Genomic DNA, 14,807 nt, shown 5'->3' with positions numbered 1-14,807 from the left:
GCGCCGAAAGAAATGGGCGCCGAAGAAGCGCTGTTCATCCTCTACACCTCCGGCTCCACCGGCAAGCCAAAGGGCGTTCAGCACACCACCGGCGGCTACCTGCTGTACGCGGCGCTGACCCATGAGCGCGTGTTCGACTACCGTCCGGGCGAAATCTACTGGTGCACCGCCGACGTCGGCTGGGTCACTGGCCACACCTATATCGTCTACGGCCCGCTGGCCAATGGCGCGACCACCCTGCTGTTCGAAGGTGTGCCGAACTACCCGGACATCACCCGGGTGGGGAAAATCGTCGACAAGCACCAGGTCAATATCCTCTACACCGCGCCGACCGCGATCCGCGCGATGATGGCCTCCGGCACTGCCGCCTGCGAAGGCACCGATGGCAGCAGCCTGCGCCTGTTGGGTTCGGTGGGCGAGCCGATCAACCCAGAAGCTTGGGACTGGTACTACAAGAACGTCGGACAATCGCGTTGCCCGATCGTCGACACCTGGTGGCAAACCGAAACCGGCGCCACCCTGATGAGCCCGCTGCCGGGCGCTCACGCCCTCAAGCCAGGCTCTGCGGCGCGTCCGTTCTTCGGCGTGGTGCCAGCGCTGGTGGATAACCTGGGCAACATCATCGAAGGTGCCGCCGAAGGCAACCTGGTGATCCTCGACTCGTGGCCAGGCCAGGCCCGTACCCTGTACGGCGACCATGACCGTTTTGTCGACACCTACTTCAAGACCTTCCGCGGCATGTACTTCACCGGCGACGGTGCTCGTCGCGACGAAGACGGCTACTGGTGGATCACCGGCCGGGTGGATGACGTGCTCAACGTCTCCGGCCACCGCATGGGCACCGCCGAGATCGAGAGCGCGATGGTCGCCCACCCGAAAGTCGCCGAGGCCGCGGTAGTCGGCGTGCCGCACGACATCAAGGGCCAGGGGATCTATGTCTACGTCACCCTCAACGGTGGCGAAGAGCCGAACGAAGCGTTGCGCCTGGAACTGAAGAACTGGGTGCGCAAGGAGATCGGTCCGATCGCCTCGCCGGATGTCATCCAGTGGGCGCCAGGACTGCCGAAAACCCGTTCGGGGAAAATCATGCGCCGCATCCTGCGCAAGATTGCCACGGCTGAGTACGATGGCTTGGGTGACATCTCGACCCTGGCCGACCCGGGTGTGGTGCAGCATTTGATCGATACTCACAAGACCATGAACGTCGCGTAAGCGCGGTTCTCGAGTCACCAAAAGCCCCGCCGGCACTGCGCCGAGCGGGGCTTTTTCGTAGTGCACGCCGTTTGCTGGGAAATGCCCAATCCCCCGTAGCAGCTGTCGAGCCCGCGAGGCTGCGTTCGAGGACGCAGTCCTCGCCGCCCTTCGCTCAATTTGCATGTGGTTCAGTGCCCCGCAACCGCAGGCCTGCCAGCCGCACGCGGGCCCGATTTGAAGCCGTGAACCCGAGCGCTCCAGACAATTGCAAACCCCACACCCACCAACACCACCATTGCCCATGGAAAAGAGGCGACGCCCCACCTATCCAGCAACACCCCACCCACCACCCCACTCCCCGCAATCGCGCTATTCCAGGCCACTACATTCAACGACAACGCCACATCAGCCCCATCCCCGGCCGCATCCGCCAGTGCCGTTTGCAGCAACGTCGCCGCCCCACCGAAGCTCAACCCCCAAACCGCCACACCGATGTAGATCACCTCAGGCACGCGACCCAAAAAACCTAACATCACGCAAACCGTCACAAACGCTGCCAAGCTCACCAACACAGTCTTGCGCAACAATGGCTCAACCAATTTGGCAGTCACCCAAATCCCCACCAACGCCGCAATACCAAACACCAACAACACCAAATCCACTTGATCCCCCAACCCCGCCGGCGCCACAAACGGAGCGATGTAGGTGTAGAGAATGTTGTGTGCCAGCATCCAGCTGATCACCACCGCTAGCACAGGTCGTACGCCCGGCGTGGTCAGCACGGTTCGCAGCGACATGCGCTGGTGCGCAGCTTGGGGTGGGTAGTCAGGGACTTTCACCAGGACCCAGGCAACCAGCACCAGGGTCAGGGCCGACATGATGCCGAAGGTGGTGCGCCAACCTACGAGGCCGCCCAGCCAAGTACCGAGGGGTACGCCTAGGGCCAAAGCAATCGGTGTGCCGACCATGGCCAGCGCCAGCGCCTTGCCCTGTTGATGGGGCGCAACCATGCGACGTGCGTAGCCGGCCAGCAGGCTCCAGGCCAACCCCGCCGCGACACCGGCGAAGAAGCGCGCCACCAGAGTCACGCCATAATGGGATGACAGCGCGGTGATGGAATTGAACAACAAGAAACCGACGATGGTCAGCAGCAGCACGTTACGGCGGCGCCAGCCGCGGGTGGCGATGGTCATGGGGATGACCGCCAGCACCGAGCCCAGAGCGTAAGCGGTGACCATCTGGCCGGCCATGGAGGGGGAAATCACCAAGCCTTCACTGATCAGCGGCAACAGCCCAGCGGGCAGGGTTTCGGTAACGATGCAGATGAATCCGGTCATGGCCAGAGCAAGCAACGCGCCGATGGGCAGGCGGTCGGGCGCTGCCGATAAGGTGATTGTGGGTGTCACGGGAGACTCCTTGAGCGAGGACTTCAGATTTAAATACTGATCGATACATATGTTGAGGACGGCAAGCGCTCGTTGTCAACGACTTATGTATCGACTAGTATTTATCTCGTCATTCAGAGGAGCCTTGTAATGGCGCAAATGGGCCGCCCCCGCACTTTCGACCGCGACCACGCCGTGGAACAGGCCTTGCACCTGTTTTGGCAACACGGCTACGACGCGACCTCCCTCGCTCAGTTGAAAGCCGGACTCGGTGGCGGGATCTCCGCGCCGAGCTTTTACGCGGCGTTCGGTTCCAAGGAAGCATTGTTTGATGAGTGCGTGCAGCGTTACCTGGCGACCTTCGCCCAGGTCACCGAATGCCTGTGGGACGAGAGCCTGCCGCCACGCCAGGCCATCGAGACCGCGCTGCGCCAGTCGGCGCGCATGCAGTGTGAAGAAGGCCATCCCAAGGGCTGCATGGTGACCCTCGGCATGATGAGCGCGCCCAGCCCAGAGAATGCTCGGGTGGTCGAAGCCCTGACCCAATCTCGCGCCCGCACTCGCGCGGGGATTCTGGCGTGTGTTGAACTGGGTGTGAGTGCCGGCCAGTTGCCGGGCAATATTGACGCGCCCGCGATGGCTACGGTGTTCGACAGTTTCTTGCAGGGTATTTCCATCCTTGCTCGGGATAACACGCCGCATGGGGTCATTGATGCGGCCATCACCCAGATAATGCTGACGTGGGACATTGCTGCCTCTACCGTGCCGCCCACCCATTGCAATGGTTAAAAGAGACTGATTGATTTAGCCGGTGAAAGATGTGTGTGAACCAACGTTCGTACCACGAGGCTATTGCCAAACTTTCCTTTCAACCGCTTCACTTAATAGGCAGCAGTCGGCCAGGAGCGGACGCTGGACAGCCGTTTCGAATAGGCGATAGTGTCGACACGATTAGCCAACAACTGTAAGGACAAGGAATGTTGCGCATACTGGGTAAGGCATCATCGATCAATGTACGAAAAGTACTCTGGGCCGTGCTGAGATAGAAATCCCCTTGACGCGAGCGCTTACATCCGGTGATGTTCCAGCAAGAAATCCACGAACAACCGCACCCGCGCCGGCATTGTCGAACCCCCTACGAACACCGCATGAATCGGTTCCTGATCGCCTGGGTTCCAGGCTTCCAGCAGCGGTATCAGGTCGCCGCGTTGCAGATCCTCGCTCACGCTGAATTCGCCGATACGCGCAATGCCGGCACCTACTCGCGCGAGTTGTGCCAGCGCTTCACCACTGCTGCATTCGATGTTGCCGCTGACCTTCAGGGAAAACTCACGTGCGTCGCGGATGAACGGCCAATTGGGTTCGGCGCGTCGGAAGTTGAAGCGTAGGCAGTTGTGCCGTAGCAGGTCTTCCGGTTCCTGGGGGGTACCGTGGCGCTGCAGATATTCGGGCGATGCCACCACTACCTGGCCGGTGGCGCCGATCCTGCGGGCGGTCAGCGGGCTGTCCGGCAGATGGCCAAAGCGTACCGCTACGTCGGCCTGGCCGCCGAGAATGTCGACGACTTCGTCGCCGAGGGTGAGGTCGACGACGATGTTCGGGTAGCGAGCGCTGAATGCTGCCACCAAGGGAACGATGGCCAGCCGCCCATGGCCAAGGGCGGCGCTGACCCGTAATCGGCCCCTTGGTACGCCCTGGTCGGCGATGGCTTCTTCGACCTCGGCCATGTCGGCCAGGATCCGTCGGGCGCCCCGCAGGAACGCCTCACCCTCTGCGGTGAAGGTGATCGCTCGGGTGGTTCGCAACAGCAGGCGGGTACCAAGACGTTGTTCGGTACGCGCGATGATCCGACTGACCGCCGAGGGTGTCAGCCCCAATGCACGCGAGGCGGCCGACAGGCTGCCTTCCTGCGCCACGGTGGCGAACACGGCCATTTCACCCGACTTGCCGCTGAAGTCCATTTGTGCCCCTTACGCAAAGGTGATTGCCAAAAATGCTATCTACCGCTTGAAAAGGCTGGATCGTAGCATTGGCAGCATAGATAAGGAGCCTTCCATGCGTATCAATCCACCACTAGTCGCACTCGCCATAGGTGCCTTTGGCATCGGCGTTACCGAGTTCGCCCCCATGGGCATGTTGCCGGGTATCGCTGCCGATCTCGGCGTTTCCATTCCCGCCGCAGGTCTGTTGGTCAGCGCCTACGCCCTGGGCGTACTGCTCGGCGCGCCGCTGATGACCCTGACCACCGGCAAGATTCCCCGGCGCTATCTGCTGATCGGACTCATGGCGATTTTCACCCTGGGTAATCTGATGTCAGCCCTGGCTACCGATTACTACAGCCTCATGGTCGCCAGGGTGGTGACCTCACTGAACCACGGTGCCTTCTTTGGCGTTGGCTCGATCGTCGCCGCCAGTGTGGTCGCCCCTGAGAAGCGTGCCGGGGCGGTTGCGGCAATGTTCATGGGCCTGACCCTGGCGACCATCGGCGGTGTGCCGCTTGCCGCCTGGTTTGGCGAACTGTTCGGCTGGCGCACCGCATTCTGGGGTATTACCGGCCTCGGAGTGGTGGCCATGGCGGCGTTGTGGTTCGCCCTGCCCAACCTGCCGGCGCCGAAAAGCGTCGGTGTACTGGCCGAGATTCGGGCACTGGGCCGTGGCCCGGTGTTGGGGGCGTTGGCCCTGACCGTAGTCGGCTCGGGGGCAATGTTTACTGTCTTCACCTACATCGCGCCCATCCTCAGCAGCGAGACCCACGCGTCCACCGCTTACATCACAGCCATGCTGGTGCTGTTCGGTGTGGGGTTGACGCTGGGCAACATGTGGGGCGGGAGGGCCGCCGACCGCTCAATAGATCGCACCCTGATCGTTTCGCTGAGCGTACTGATTCTGGTCTTGCTGGCGTTCACCGTACTGATGCGTTGGCCGCTGCCGGCCGCCGTTGCCATCTTGATATGGGGTATCGCCAGCTTCGCCCTGGTGCCGCCGCTACAGATGCGCGTCATGGAAGCGGCCAAGGACGCGCCCAATTTGGCCTCTGCGGTGAACATCGGAGCGTTCAACTTCGGCAACGCGATTGGTGCGGCGCTGGGCGGCGCGGTGATCAATGCCGGAATGGGTTATCCAGCGATCTCCCTAGCCGGAGCGGCTATGGCGGGTCTGGGGCTGCTGATGGTGTTGGCGTATGCCTGGCGCTCCAGAGCGATTGCCGCAGCGCTTGTGTGACGATGATGTGAGGGGGCTGTTAGTCGCCATGGATGAGTGACGGCTAGCGGCCAGACACAACCTAGGGAGGATTGAGCCTGGTGTCCAAAGCGAATTGTTCTTGGCTAACGAGTTCAAACAGATCCTGCGCAGCAGCGGGATTCATCAGCACATTCCAGCTGTGCCGAGAAACCGCCGAAGGTATCAATACGAAGGGATGCTGAGCTAGGAGGCCGTCACCGAACTGCTGTTGGCCGCGGCCGGGGGAGCCTGGAAATAGCCAGTTGGCATTCGGTACCGAGTTCGGCATCACCCGGTGAACCAACTTGATTTCTTTTACCCGGGCACACGTCAAGACGTGTGGGACAGTGTCCAATGCCTGAAAGCCTTTATGCACCGCCACCTCAAGAATTGCCGTGGAAGGATCCGCCGAGCAATACACAGCCTTGCAACCTTTAGAGTTCCACCGGCCGCCGGCAATTTCAGCGCCTATACCGGACGACCAGGTGGACGCATGCTTCTCCTGATCAAGACGCCACAAATACAACTCACCATTGCCTGGCACTATCGTCATCAGGAATACACCCCATACTCCATGCGCGTCAAAAAGTCCTCGACAAGCTCGAAGCCCATTTGCGTGGTCAGAAGATCTATAGGCGCCTTCCCTTCAAGCCCCATTGCTGGCGACGTCATCCAATTAACCGCTTGCTGACGATCACCCAACACTTCTTCAGCCTTGCTCAACACCGTAGCCAAGCGCCAGGTGCCGTTTGTTTGTTCAGCGGTCAGCGGCTCAGGACTCTTGATCCGACGCTGCACCGTACGATCAGACAGGCCAATGATCTTAGAAAAAACGTGATGGTCACGGAACTGGCTGTACGATTGAACAAACGAGATGACCAGGTCCGACGGAAAGCCTTTCTCCATGAGCGCGTGAAGCTCAAATGCGCTGGTGGCTTTGAGCTTTTTCCCCTCACCGAACAGCAATTGCAGCGGACGTATTGGGTCGTACGCTATTGGATAGGACTCTTTGCCTGCAGTAATCATGATCGCACTCCTCTGCCATATGGCTAAAATATAGCGCCACTTGACAGAAATTGCCAGCTACGTCGAAAGAGGTCACTTCCCGATGATAGGACCGAAGGGGGACGGATTTATTAATAGGGCAGGCAGTCGCCTTTGGCCGATAGCTGCCCGTTACGAAGGGCCCCAATCGACCCATTGCTGCCAGTCGTGGCTGGCAGTCAATGATAGATTTTCAGGAAGGCTTTACATTCAATGCACCTAAGATTTGATCAGCTACGCTTGGTGTAAGACAAACTTCAAGGATGATGCTGTCCAACTGGCTAACCCAACCTCTGAAGGTGGCTCGAATTTGTCCTCGCGTGCTCAAGCACAATCTATTTCTTTGAATAAATACCCTCCGACCGTTTGCACTTGCTGACGAGATTAGACGAGGCTTCAGATGGCACCCGTTAGAAAACATTGGCATTCTGTCGCCGTTCGATGGGAATCGGAGGCCCAATCTGAGTGCCTGAAAACGCTGGCACCAATCGATGACCGTAGGGCGAGTTGTCGATGCTCACTGTCCACTTTAATCATCTGGTGACGCGTTTATAGTGACTCGAAGGATGAACAGGAGCAGCCCGAGTGGGATGTATGAAAAGGAGGATGTTGGCCGCGATTCTGGCTTTCAGCTCATCCCATGTTCTGGCCGATGAGTGGCAGGTATTGACGCACAGTACCGGCCTTGAGGTGTCCCGTACGAGCGGGAGCCTGCGCGGCGTGCCACATAGTGGGAAGCGCGCCTTCTACCTAGAGCTGGTACGAGCGTTGTTGTCAGAGCTCGGCGAGCCTATGGAGATTACCGAAGTGCCACTGGCTCGAGGCTTGGCGCTGGTACAACAAAACGAAGGCATTGCCTTTTTCAATGTAAGCCGAACGGCGGACAGGGAATCGACCGTCAATTGGGTAGGGCCGATTTCCAGCGAAACGGATCGGCTATATGAAAGCGCCGAACATCCAACCGGAATCAATACGCTATCTGATGCTCGACATTTACCCGTCTGTGTGCTGAACCACAACGTGGATGATACTGCCCTTGTGAGCCAAGGTTTTACTGCCATCATCCGTAGCAATAGCTATTCGGGTTGCTTCAAGATGCTGCAAGCGGGCAGAGTGCTGCTTGTAGCTTCATCGATATGGGGCTTACAACATAAGCTGGCCGAAGCCAATGTCTCTGCCTCTGCATTGCGTCTAACGCCGGTGACGATCCTCACCTCCGATGGATACATAGCACTGTCCAAAAGCACACCTGGTTCGGAAGTGGCTCGATGGCAACGGGCCCTCGACCAGATCAAACAGAGCGGCAAATATGACGACATATTGAGTCTTTATGCGGATTGATCGGGCTGTACGAGATCTATCCTACCGAGAAGAAAGCAGGCACAAAGGAAACGATTGATCTGAACTGATTTAACCGGTCGCGCATTTCACCAGAAAGGCTGGAGGATGCAGAAATCTAGATGTTTATTGCTCCGTGTATCGACGTCCAGCGCCAAAAAAAGCCTTTTAAATTGGCCTGTTGGTACTTCAATATCAACTTCAAACCATAGCCTGCGAAAACGCAGAGTGGGTGGCTCTGGTCATTGTCGACAAGCTCGGTGGGCTCTGGCGATCACATTCTTAGGTGTATTGTTCTACAACATGAGGATCTGCGAGCTACCCGGCTCAAGGTGCGAATTCGTGTTTACCTGAGTGACCGCTATTGGCCGATTGCTGCCCGATACTACAGGCAGAAATCGGTCAGAAGTGAACGTTCGAGCGCTTGCTTTTCTCGACGGCTATTGCAATGGCCCGATTGCAGCGCTGCGGGTCCCGGCGAACGCACTCGTGCCAAGCCAGCGCCATAGGTTTTGCGCATCCTGTACAGCCCCGTCTACACGCAGTTCTTGCGACTGAAGAACCTCCCTTGGTGTTCGGTCGCCCGCCCAGACCTCGGTCAACGCGCGCACGCTAGAGTCCACGACGAGGGTCAGCTCGCGTCCGGGATCGTCGCGGCACAGATCTGCCACACCGTGTTCGACCACCAGCCACCAATCTTGCTCGCCGGCCCGCGCGTCGCGGAATCTGAAATGGATGACCACTGTCCTGGGCGGGAACATCTCGATGCGTGCGAACCGGCGCACGTCCCACATGAGCAAGCCCGCGTCGAGTTCGTTATCGCGAAGGCGACTGCCTATCCAACGCGCGCCCCAATGGCCAAGCGCCATAATGATCGGGCGCAACTCCTCGCCGGCCTCAGTCAGGCTGTACTCCCAGACGTTGCCTGTGGCCGTGCGATGTACGACACCGATATCTTCCAAGTGGCGCAACCGCTGTGCCAGCAAGCTGGTGGACATCCGGGGTACGCCTCGACGCAATTCATTGAAGCGCTTACTGCCGCATAGCAGCTCGCGCACGACCAAAGGCGTCCAGCGCTCACACAGTGCTTCAGCACCGCGCGCGACGGTGCAGAACTGACCGTAGCTTTCGTCCATCGCCTGTACTCCGCAACTCAACGCTTCAGATTCTGAACTAGTCCCGCGACGTCGCCGCGCGCACGCTGAACTCCTCGATAGCCCACCGCCACAGGAGAACGTCATGACCAAGATAGCCATCATTCAGCGCCCGCCAGTGCTGCTCGATCGCAGCGCGACGATCGCTCGAGCCGTGCAATCGGTCGCGGAAGCTGCGCAGGCGGGAGCCTCGTTGATTGTGTTGCCCGAATCGTTCATTCCCGGTTACCCGTCGTGGATCTGGCGGCTGGCGGCGGGAAAAGACGGCGCGGCAATGGGCCAGTTGCATACGCGCCTGCTGGCGAACGCCGTTGATATCGCCAACGGTGACCTGAAGGATTTGTGCGAGGTCGCCAGCGCTCACGCCGTGACAATCGTGTGCGGCATCAATGAATGCGAGCGGCATAAAGGAGGCGGCACGCTATATAACAGCGTAGTCGTTATCGGTACCAACGGCGAAGTACTGAACCGCCATCGCAAGCTGATGCCAACGAACCCCGAGCGCATGGTCCATGGTTTCGGCGATGCGTCGGGGTTGCGTACGGTCGATACACCCGTCGGCCGCATCGGTACGCTCATCTGCTGGGAAAACTACATGCCCCTGGCGCGCTATTCTTTGTATGCACAGGGCGTGGAAATCTACGTCGCCCCCACGTACGACACCGGCGAGGGCTGGATTAGCACGATGCGTCACATTGCACTCGAAGGCCGTTGCTGGGTGCTCGGCAGCGGTACGTCGTTGCGCGGTAGCGACATTCCTGATGACTTCCCATCTCGTGCGCAACTGTTTCCCGATCCGCAAGAGTGGATCAACGACGGCGACTCGGTGGTGGTCAACCCTCAAGGCCGCATCGTGGCCGGCCCATTACACCGAGAGACGGGCATTGTGTATGCGGACATCGATGTCTCGCTCGTGGCGCCAGCACGGCGGACGCTTGACGTCACCGGGCACTATGCGCGCCCTGACATTTTCCAACTGCAGGTTCGACGCACGCCAGCAACTGCGGTGCACTACATTGACGGGTGAAGCCCGCTAACACGTTGACGGCCCCTCCCCACTCCGGCGGCAGCCGTAACCACTGATCAAGGAATCATTCCATGAGCATAGAAAAGTCTTACAACGGCCGTTGTTTTTGCGGCGCGGTCGAGTTCACCGTCAGCGGTGAACCGGCCGCCATGGGCTATTGCCATTGCGAGTCGTGTCGACATTGGTCAGCGGGGCCGGTCAACGCGTTCACACTGTGGAAACCCGAGGCAGTGCAAGTCACTCGGGGTGCTGAGAGCATTGGCACCTACAACAAGACACCGCGCAGTTATCGCAAATGGTGCAAGCAGTGTGGCGGGCACCTCTTCACCGAACACCCGGAAATGGGGCTCATCGACGTGTATGCCGCGGTGATCTCGGATCTCGCGTATTCGCCAAGCGTCCACGTCCACTATCAGGAGACCAGACTGCCCATCAAAGATGGGCTGCCCAAGCTCAAGGATGTCCCCAGCGAATTAGGGGGATCGGGCATCAGCGTGGACGAATAGAGTTCGCACGGTAGCGTGGGGCGTGCCAACCTCGCTTGGGCCCGCCCTCGCCTCACATTCATCATTACTCTGGCGTAACTCGGGTTTTGCCCTGCGTCAAAGTCAGGCTCAACAGGACCGAAATCAACAGGATGCCGCCGACCATGGCCAGCGACCATTGGATCGGCAGGTGCCACCACGGCGCGACCAGCATCTTGCTGCCGATGAACACCAGTACGATGGCCAGGCCATATTTGAGCAAGTGGAAACGGTAGGCCATGTCGGCAAGCAGAAAATACAGTGCGCGCAGGCCCATGATGGCGAAAATGTTCGAGGTGAACACGATGAAGGGGTCGGTGGTCACGGCGAAGATCGCCGGGATGCTGTCGACCGCGAACACCAGGTCACTGGCCTCGATCAGGACCAGCACCAGGAACATCGGCGTCGCCCAGCGCACGCCGTTCTGGCGCACGAAGAAGCGCTCGCCGTGAAAGCCGTCGGTGATCCGCAAATGGCTGCGTAGCCAGCACAGCAAAGGGTTTTTATCGAGATCGGGTTGCTGGTTGGCGAAGATCAGCATTTTGACGCCGGTGATAACCAGGAAAGCGCCAAAGACATACAGCAGCCAGGCAAACTCCTGCACCAGCCAGGCACCGGCGAAAATCATCCCGGCGCGCATGATGATGGCGCCGAGCACGCCATAGAGCAGGACGCGGCGCTGCAACTCTGGCGGCACGGCGAAATAGCCGAAGATCATCACGAAAACGAACATGTTGTCGATCGACAGCGACTGCTCGATCAGATAGCCCGTGAGGAATTCGAGCGTTGTACGCTGGGCCACTTCGGCGCCGAACTGGCTGCGCAGATACCACCAGAGCAGCCCCGCGAAGACCAACGCCAAACTGCTCCAGGCGATGACCCAGGACAGCGCTTCACGCACCGAAACACGATGCGCCTTGCGCCCGCCGAAGACGAAAAGGTCCAACGCCAGCATGGCGAGAACGAATCCGATGAAGGCGGCCCACATCCAGGACTGGCCGACGCTGATGGCGGTCATTCAACTATCCAGGTTTGGTCGATACTCATGCAGAGCGGCGCGATTACTCGCCTAATGTCAGTGATCATGCTATCGGGCATGTCGCAACAACAAAAATCGTTTATTCGTGGCTTGTTGTTCGTTTTTTCCGAAGTATTAAAGCCGGCAGTGCAGGCCTATATTGAATAGTGTCGATCCAGTTAGTTGACGCGTTAAGAGATCGCCAAGGGTGGACAAACGACAGTGCTGGAGGCGCTAGCGGATAACCCAGAATGTTTGGAGGTGCCACATGAGGAAGTATCAACAACTCTTTCTGATCGCAGGTTCAACCATGCGTCACTCGCCAGCGATGGAGCGGGCAATCGCACTGGCCGATGCCACCGGTGCAGCGCTGCATATCGCGGTGTTCATCGAAGACTTCGACCATATGCGGTTAATGAGCAACAGCGAACAACTGCATGAGCGTTGCCGGCAGGAGAACCAGCAGTGGTTGGCGGATGAGGCCGAACTCATGCGCAGCAAGGGCATCAACGTGACCACCGAAGTTGCTTTGACCCGCGACCCGCTGCAAGAGATCCTTGAACATGTGGCTCAAATGCAGCCCGACCTGGTGATCAAGGACGTCCATCATGAATCAGCGCTCAAGCGCGTATTCGTCACGCCTTTGGATTGGCAGTTGTTGCGCGATTGTCCGACGCCTGTACATCTGGTCAGCGAAGTCAGGTGCCCGCTTCCTCGGGTGATAGTGGCCGCGGTTGATCCATCGCATCCAGAGGGACAGATCCGCGCAATCAACGACAGCATCATTCAGGCGGCGAACGAATTGGCGGCACAATGTGCTGCTCAGGTGCACCTGCTGTATGCCTATGAACTGACACACACCCATTTCTCTGATGCAGGTGCTGGTGCCGTGACGATGCCAGGCTTCAGCAACGACGTGCGGCGGTCACTTGAGAAGTGCTTCGTTGCCCTGGCTGAACGATACGGCGTGCCACCTGAGCGCCAACACTTTATTGCGGGGCCGCCCACCAAAGCGATGGTCGACTTTGCGACGCATACGCGAGCGGATGTCTTCGTCATGGGAAATACCCATCACCAAGGGGTGGCCAAGCTGCTTGGCAGTACCACGGAGCATGTCCTGTATCAGGTGCCCTGCAGCGTTTTGGCGATCAAGGTAGAAGGAGCAAGGAGCACCTGCCAATAACATAAATCCGTCGAGGCGAGAAACAACTCGAACATACGGCGTGCTTGATAGGCGCTGCACAAGGGCTGATTCAACTCAAGCTGAGCGCTGAGCGATTGTCAGTAATATCCCGAAGCTCACGAGTAGACCTCCAAAAATTCGGTCAATCCATTGTCGTGCAGCGAACAGCTTCTCGCGCAGCATCCCGGCTGAGAAGCACAGCGCGATGAGGCTGAACCACACCGCGTGCGCTCCAGCGATGAAAAGCCCATATGCAATTTGTACAGTCAAGGCGGTGTCCGGTCGTACCACGCCCATGAACAGACTAACGATGAAGATCGATGTTTTCGGATTCAACGCGTTCGTCAGAAATCCCGTACGCAGAGCTGCAAGATCTGATATGGCCGGTGGCGGTGCGTCTAGCTGTTCAATAGCCGGCTTGGAACGAAGCATTTTGCTGCCGAGGTAGATGAGATACGCAGCTCCAGCCAGTTTCAGCGCATTGAACAACCAAGGCGATTGTTGAAGCACTAACCCTAGTCCGAGCAGCGTATAGCAGACGTGGACAAGCACCCCCAAACCAATTCCCACAGCTGTGAGGACGCCTGCCCGTCGAGACAGTAGCAATCCATTGCGAGAAACCATGGCGAAATCCGGCCCAGGACTGATACATGCCAGTATTGTAATGGTGACTACTGCTATCCATTCGCTCATGCGGTACCCTTCGAATTATTGCTGGTAGAAAGCAATATTTACAGAACCAGCGCCCTGGTAAAAACGATGATTTCTGAAGAAAATGGTGACTACGACTCACCAATCTCTGAGACCCGCATGCCTTCTCTGCTCGCGTTGCGTTGCTTCGAATCCGCCGGACGATTCGAAAATTTCGCCCGCGCGGCTGACGAACTGCATCTCACACCTGGTGCCATAAGCCGAGCAGTACGCTTACTTGAAGAGGATCTGGGCATTGACCTGTTCGAGCGGCGTAGCCGAAGGGTTTTTTTAACGGACGCCGGAAGACGCCTGGCGAAAGCAGTTAGTGAGGGGCTTGGAGTGATGAACCAGGCAGTTCGCGAGATACGCTCCGATGCCCGTCGTGCTCGTCAGCTTGTGCTGTCCTGCGAGCCAACGCTGTTAATGCGATGGTTGATCCCTCGTTGGAGCGACTTCCAAACACATCATCGAGGGCCAGACATTCATTTAGTGGCCGGCGGCGGCATCTTTTCATTCGACCATGGCATAGATTTAGCCATTCGGCGGGACGATTTTCCTCGCCCCTCCAGTTATCATTCCGAGCCCCTATTTCCAGAGAAGATCGGCCCTGTCTGCCGGCCAGAAAAGGCAGATCAGTGGTTTGGCAAAAGCAGGAACTGCCTGAGTTCCACCGCCCCGCTGCTGCAGACGACTAGCCGACCTAAGGCTTGGCAGGAGTGGGCTAGTGCAAAAGGGCTGCTCATTCCCGCCACGGAGATGCAATCTTTTGAGCACTTTTATTTCAGTATCCAAGCGGCTGTCGCAGGCCTCGGGGTAGCTATTGGCCCATGGCACTTAGTGCGCGACGATATCCAGAGCGGCGTGTTAGTCGCGCCATTAGGATTTGTTGAAGACGGCTCACGCTACTGCCTGTTATCTCCCACACCACCTAAGCCAGGCAGCTTGGAAATGGATTTGCTTAATTGGTTGCAGGCAGTGGGCTGAAGCTTGTCGATCTACAGTTACTTGCACTGCGAACCAGACCA

15 protein-coding genes and 1 pseudogene are annotated in these 14,807 nt (G+C 58.4%); 9 read left to right on the top strand and 7 right to left on the bottom strand.

What is annotated here, in order from left to right; genetic code table 11:
- Positions 1-1,212: acetate--CoA ligase (locus tag ACIOVD_RS11355; protein WP_401127717.1), on the top strand; the 1,212-nt coding region annotated here is incomplete at its 5' end.
- Between the two features lie 170 nt (positions 1,213-1,382).
- On the opposite strand, the gene ACIOVD_RS11350 is transcribed toward ACIOVD_RS11355, so the two are convergent.
- Positions 1,383-2,600, bottom strand: coding sequence for an MFS transporter (locus tag ACIOVD_RS11350; RefSeq protein WP_401127715.1), 1,218 nt, complete (start codon positions 2,598-2,600; stop codon positions 1,383-1,385).
- Positions 2,601-2,729: 129 nt separating this feature from the next.
- Here ACIOVD_RS11350 and ACIOVD_RS11345 point away from each other — a divergent pair, with 129 nt between their 5' ends.
- On the top strand, positions 2,730-3,368 hold the full coding sequence (locus tag ACIOVD_RS11345) for a TetR/AcrR family transcriptional regulator (RefSeq protein ID WP_401127714.1): 639 nt from the start codon (positions 2,730-2,732) through the stop codon (positions 3,366-3,368).
- A gap of 188 nt (positions 3,369-3,556) precedes the next feature.
- Positions 3,557-3,643, top strand: a pseudogene (locus tag ACIOVD_RS11340) (glutathione S-transferase); the annotation flags it as partial.
- 3 nt (positions 3,644-3,646) lie between these two features.
- Here ACIOVD_RS11340 and ACIOVD_RS11335 read toward each other — a convergent pair.
- Entirely contained in the window at positions 3,647-4,540 is an 894-nt protein-coding gene (locus ACIOVD_RS11335) for a LysR family transcriptional regulator (RefSeq protein ID WP_159996403.1), read from the bottom strand.
- A gap of 94 nt (positions 4,541-4,634) precedes the next feature.
- Between ACIOVD_RS11335 and ACIOVD_RS11330 the strand changes: the two genes are divergently transcribed.
- Entirely contained in the window at positions 4,635-5,801 is a 1,167-nt protein-coding gene (locus ACIOVD_RS11330; protein WP_401127712.1) for an MFS transporter, read from the top strand.
- Positions 5,802-5,862: 61 nt separating this feature from the next.
- Here the strand turns inward: ACIOVD_RS11330 and ACIOVD_RS11325 are convergent, their stop codons facing one another.
- On the bottom strand, positions 5,863-6,354 hold the full coding sequence (locus ACIOVD_RS11325) for an RES domain-containing protein (protein ID WP_320332394.1): 492 nt from the start codon (positions 6,352-6,354) through the stop codon (positions 5,863-5,865).
- On the bottom strand, positions 6,354-6,827 hold the full coding sequence (locus tag ACIOVD_RS11320; protein WP_401127710.1) for an antitoxin Xre/MbcA/ParS toxin-binding domain-containing protein: 474 nt from the start codon (positions 6,825-6,827) through the stop codon (positions 6,354-6,356). Before ACIOVD_RS11320 ends, ACIOVD_RS11325 begins: the two co-directional genes overlap by 1 nt.
- Before the next feature lie 627 nt (positions 6,828-7,454).
- Here ACIOVD_RS11320 and ACIOVD_RS11315 point away from each other — a divergent pair.
- The gene (locus ACIOVD_RS11315; protein ID WP_401127708.1) at positions 7,455-8,186 is read left to right on the top strand and encodes a substrate-binding periplasmic protein; all 732 of its coding nucleotides are present in this window, start codon (positions 7,455-7,457) and stop codon (positions 8,184-8,186) included.
- A gap of 437 nt (positions 8,187-8,623) precedes the next feature.
- Here the strand turns inward: ACIOVD_RS11315 and ACIOVD_RS11310 are convergent, their stop codons facing one another.
- Complete coding sequence (locus ACIOVD_RS11310; protein ID WP_401127706.1) at positions 8,624-9,319, bottom strand: winged helix-turn-helix transcriptional regulator; 696 nt, start codon at positions 9,317-9,319, stop codon at positions 8,624-8,626.
- A 103-nt stretch (positions 9,320-9,422) separates the two neighbouring features.
- Here ACIOVD_RS11310 and ACIOVD_RS11305 point away from each other — a divergent pair, with 103 nt between their 5' ends.
- Entirely contained in the window at positions 9,423-10,364 is a 942-nt protein-coding gene (locus ACIOVD_RS11305; RefSeq protein WP_401127704.1) for a carbon-nitrogen hydrolase family protein, read from the top strand.
- A 71-nt stretch (positions 10,365-10,435) separates the two neighbouring features.
- Positions 10,436-10,870, top strand: a complete 435-nt coding sequence (locus ACIOVD_RS11300; protein WP_095169146.1) for a GFA family protein — start codon at positions 10,436-10,438, stop codon at positions 10,868-10,870.
- Positions 10,871-10,934: 64 nt separating this feature from the next.
- Here ACIOVD_RS11300 and ACIOVD_RS11295 read toward each other — a convergent pair whose 3' ends face one another.
- On the bottom strand, positions 10,935-11,906 hold the full coding sequence (locus ACIOVD_RS11295; RefSeq protein WP_401127702.1) for a TerC family protein: 972 nt from the start codon (positions 11,904-11,906) through the stop codon (positions 10,935-10,937).
- A 268-nt stretch (positions 11,907-12,174) separates the two neighbouring features.
- Between ACIOVD_RS11295 and ACIOVD_RS11290 the strand changes: the two genes are divergently transcribed.
- A complete protein-coding gene (locus ACIOVD_RS11290; RefSeq protein WP_401127700.1) occupies positions 12,175-13,089 on the top strand; it encodes a universal stress protein in 915 nt (304 codons plus the stop codon).
- 75 nt (positions 13,090-13,164) lie between these two features.
- Here ACIOVD_RS11290 and ACIOVD_RS11285 read toward each other — a convergent pair whose 3' ends face one another.
- The gene (locus tag ACIOVD_RS11285) at positions 13,165-13,782 is read right to left on the bottom strand and encodes a LysE family translocator (RefSeq protein WP_401127698.1); all 618 of its coding nucleotides are present in this window, start codon (positions 13,780-13,782) and stop codon (positions 13,165-13,167) included.
- 66 nt (positions 13,783-13,848) lie between these two features.
- On the opposite strand from ACIOVD_RS11285, the gene ACIOVD_RS11280 reads away from it, so the two are divergent.
- Positions 13,849-14,766, top strand: a complete 918-nt coding sequence (locus ACIOVD_RS11280) for a LysR family transcriptional regulator (RefSeq protein WP_401127696.1) — start codon at positions 13,849-13,851, stop codon at positions 14,764-14,766.
- The last annotated feature ends 41 nt before the right edge of the window (positions 14,767-14,807 follow it).

It is taken from the genome of Pseudomonas sp. NPDC087626, assembly GCF_044743405.1.
Lineage (GTDB): Bacteria > Pseudomonadota > Gammaproteobacteria > Pseudomonadales > Pseudomonadaceae > Aquipseudomonas.
The sequence above is the reverse complement of the archived record's forward strand: the minus strand, read 5'-3'. Positions and strand labels throughout refer to the sequence as shown.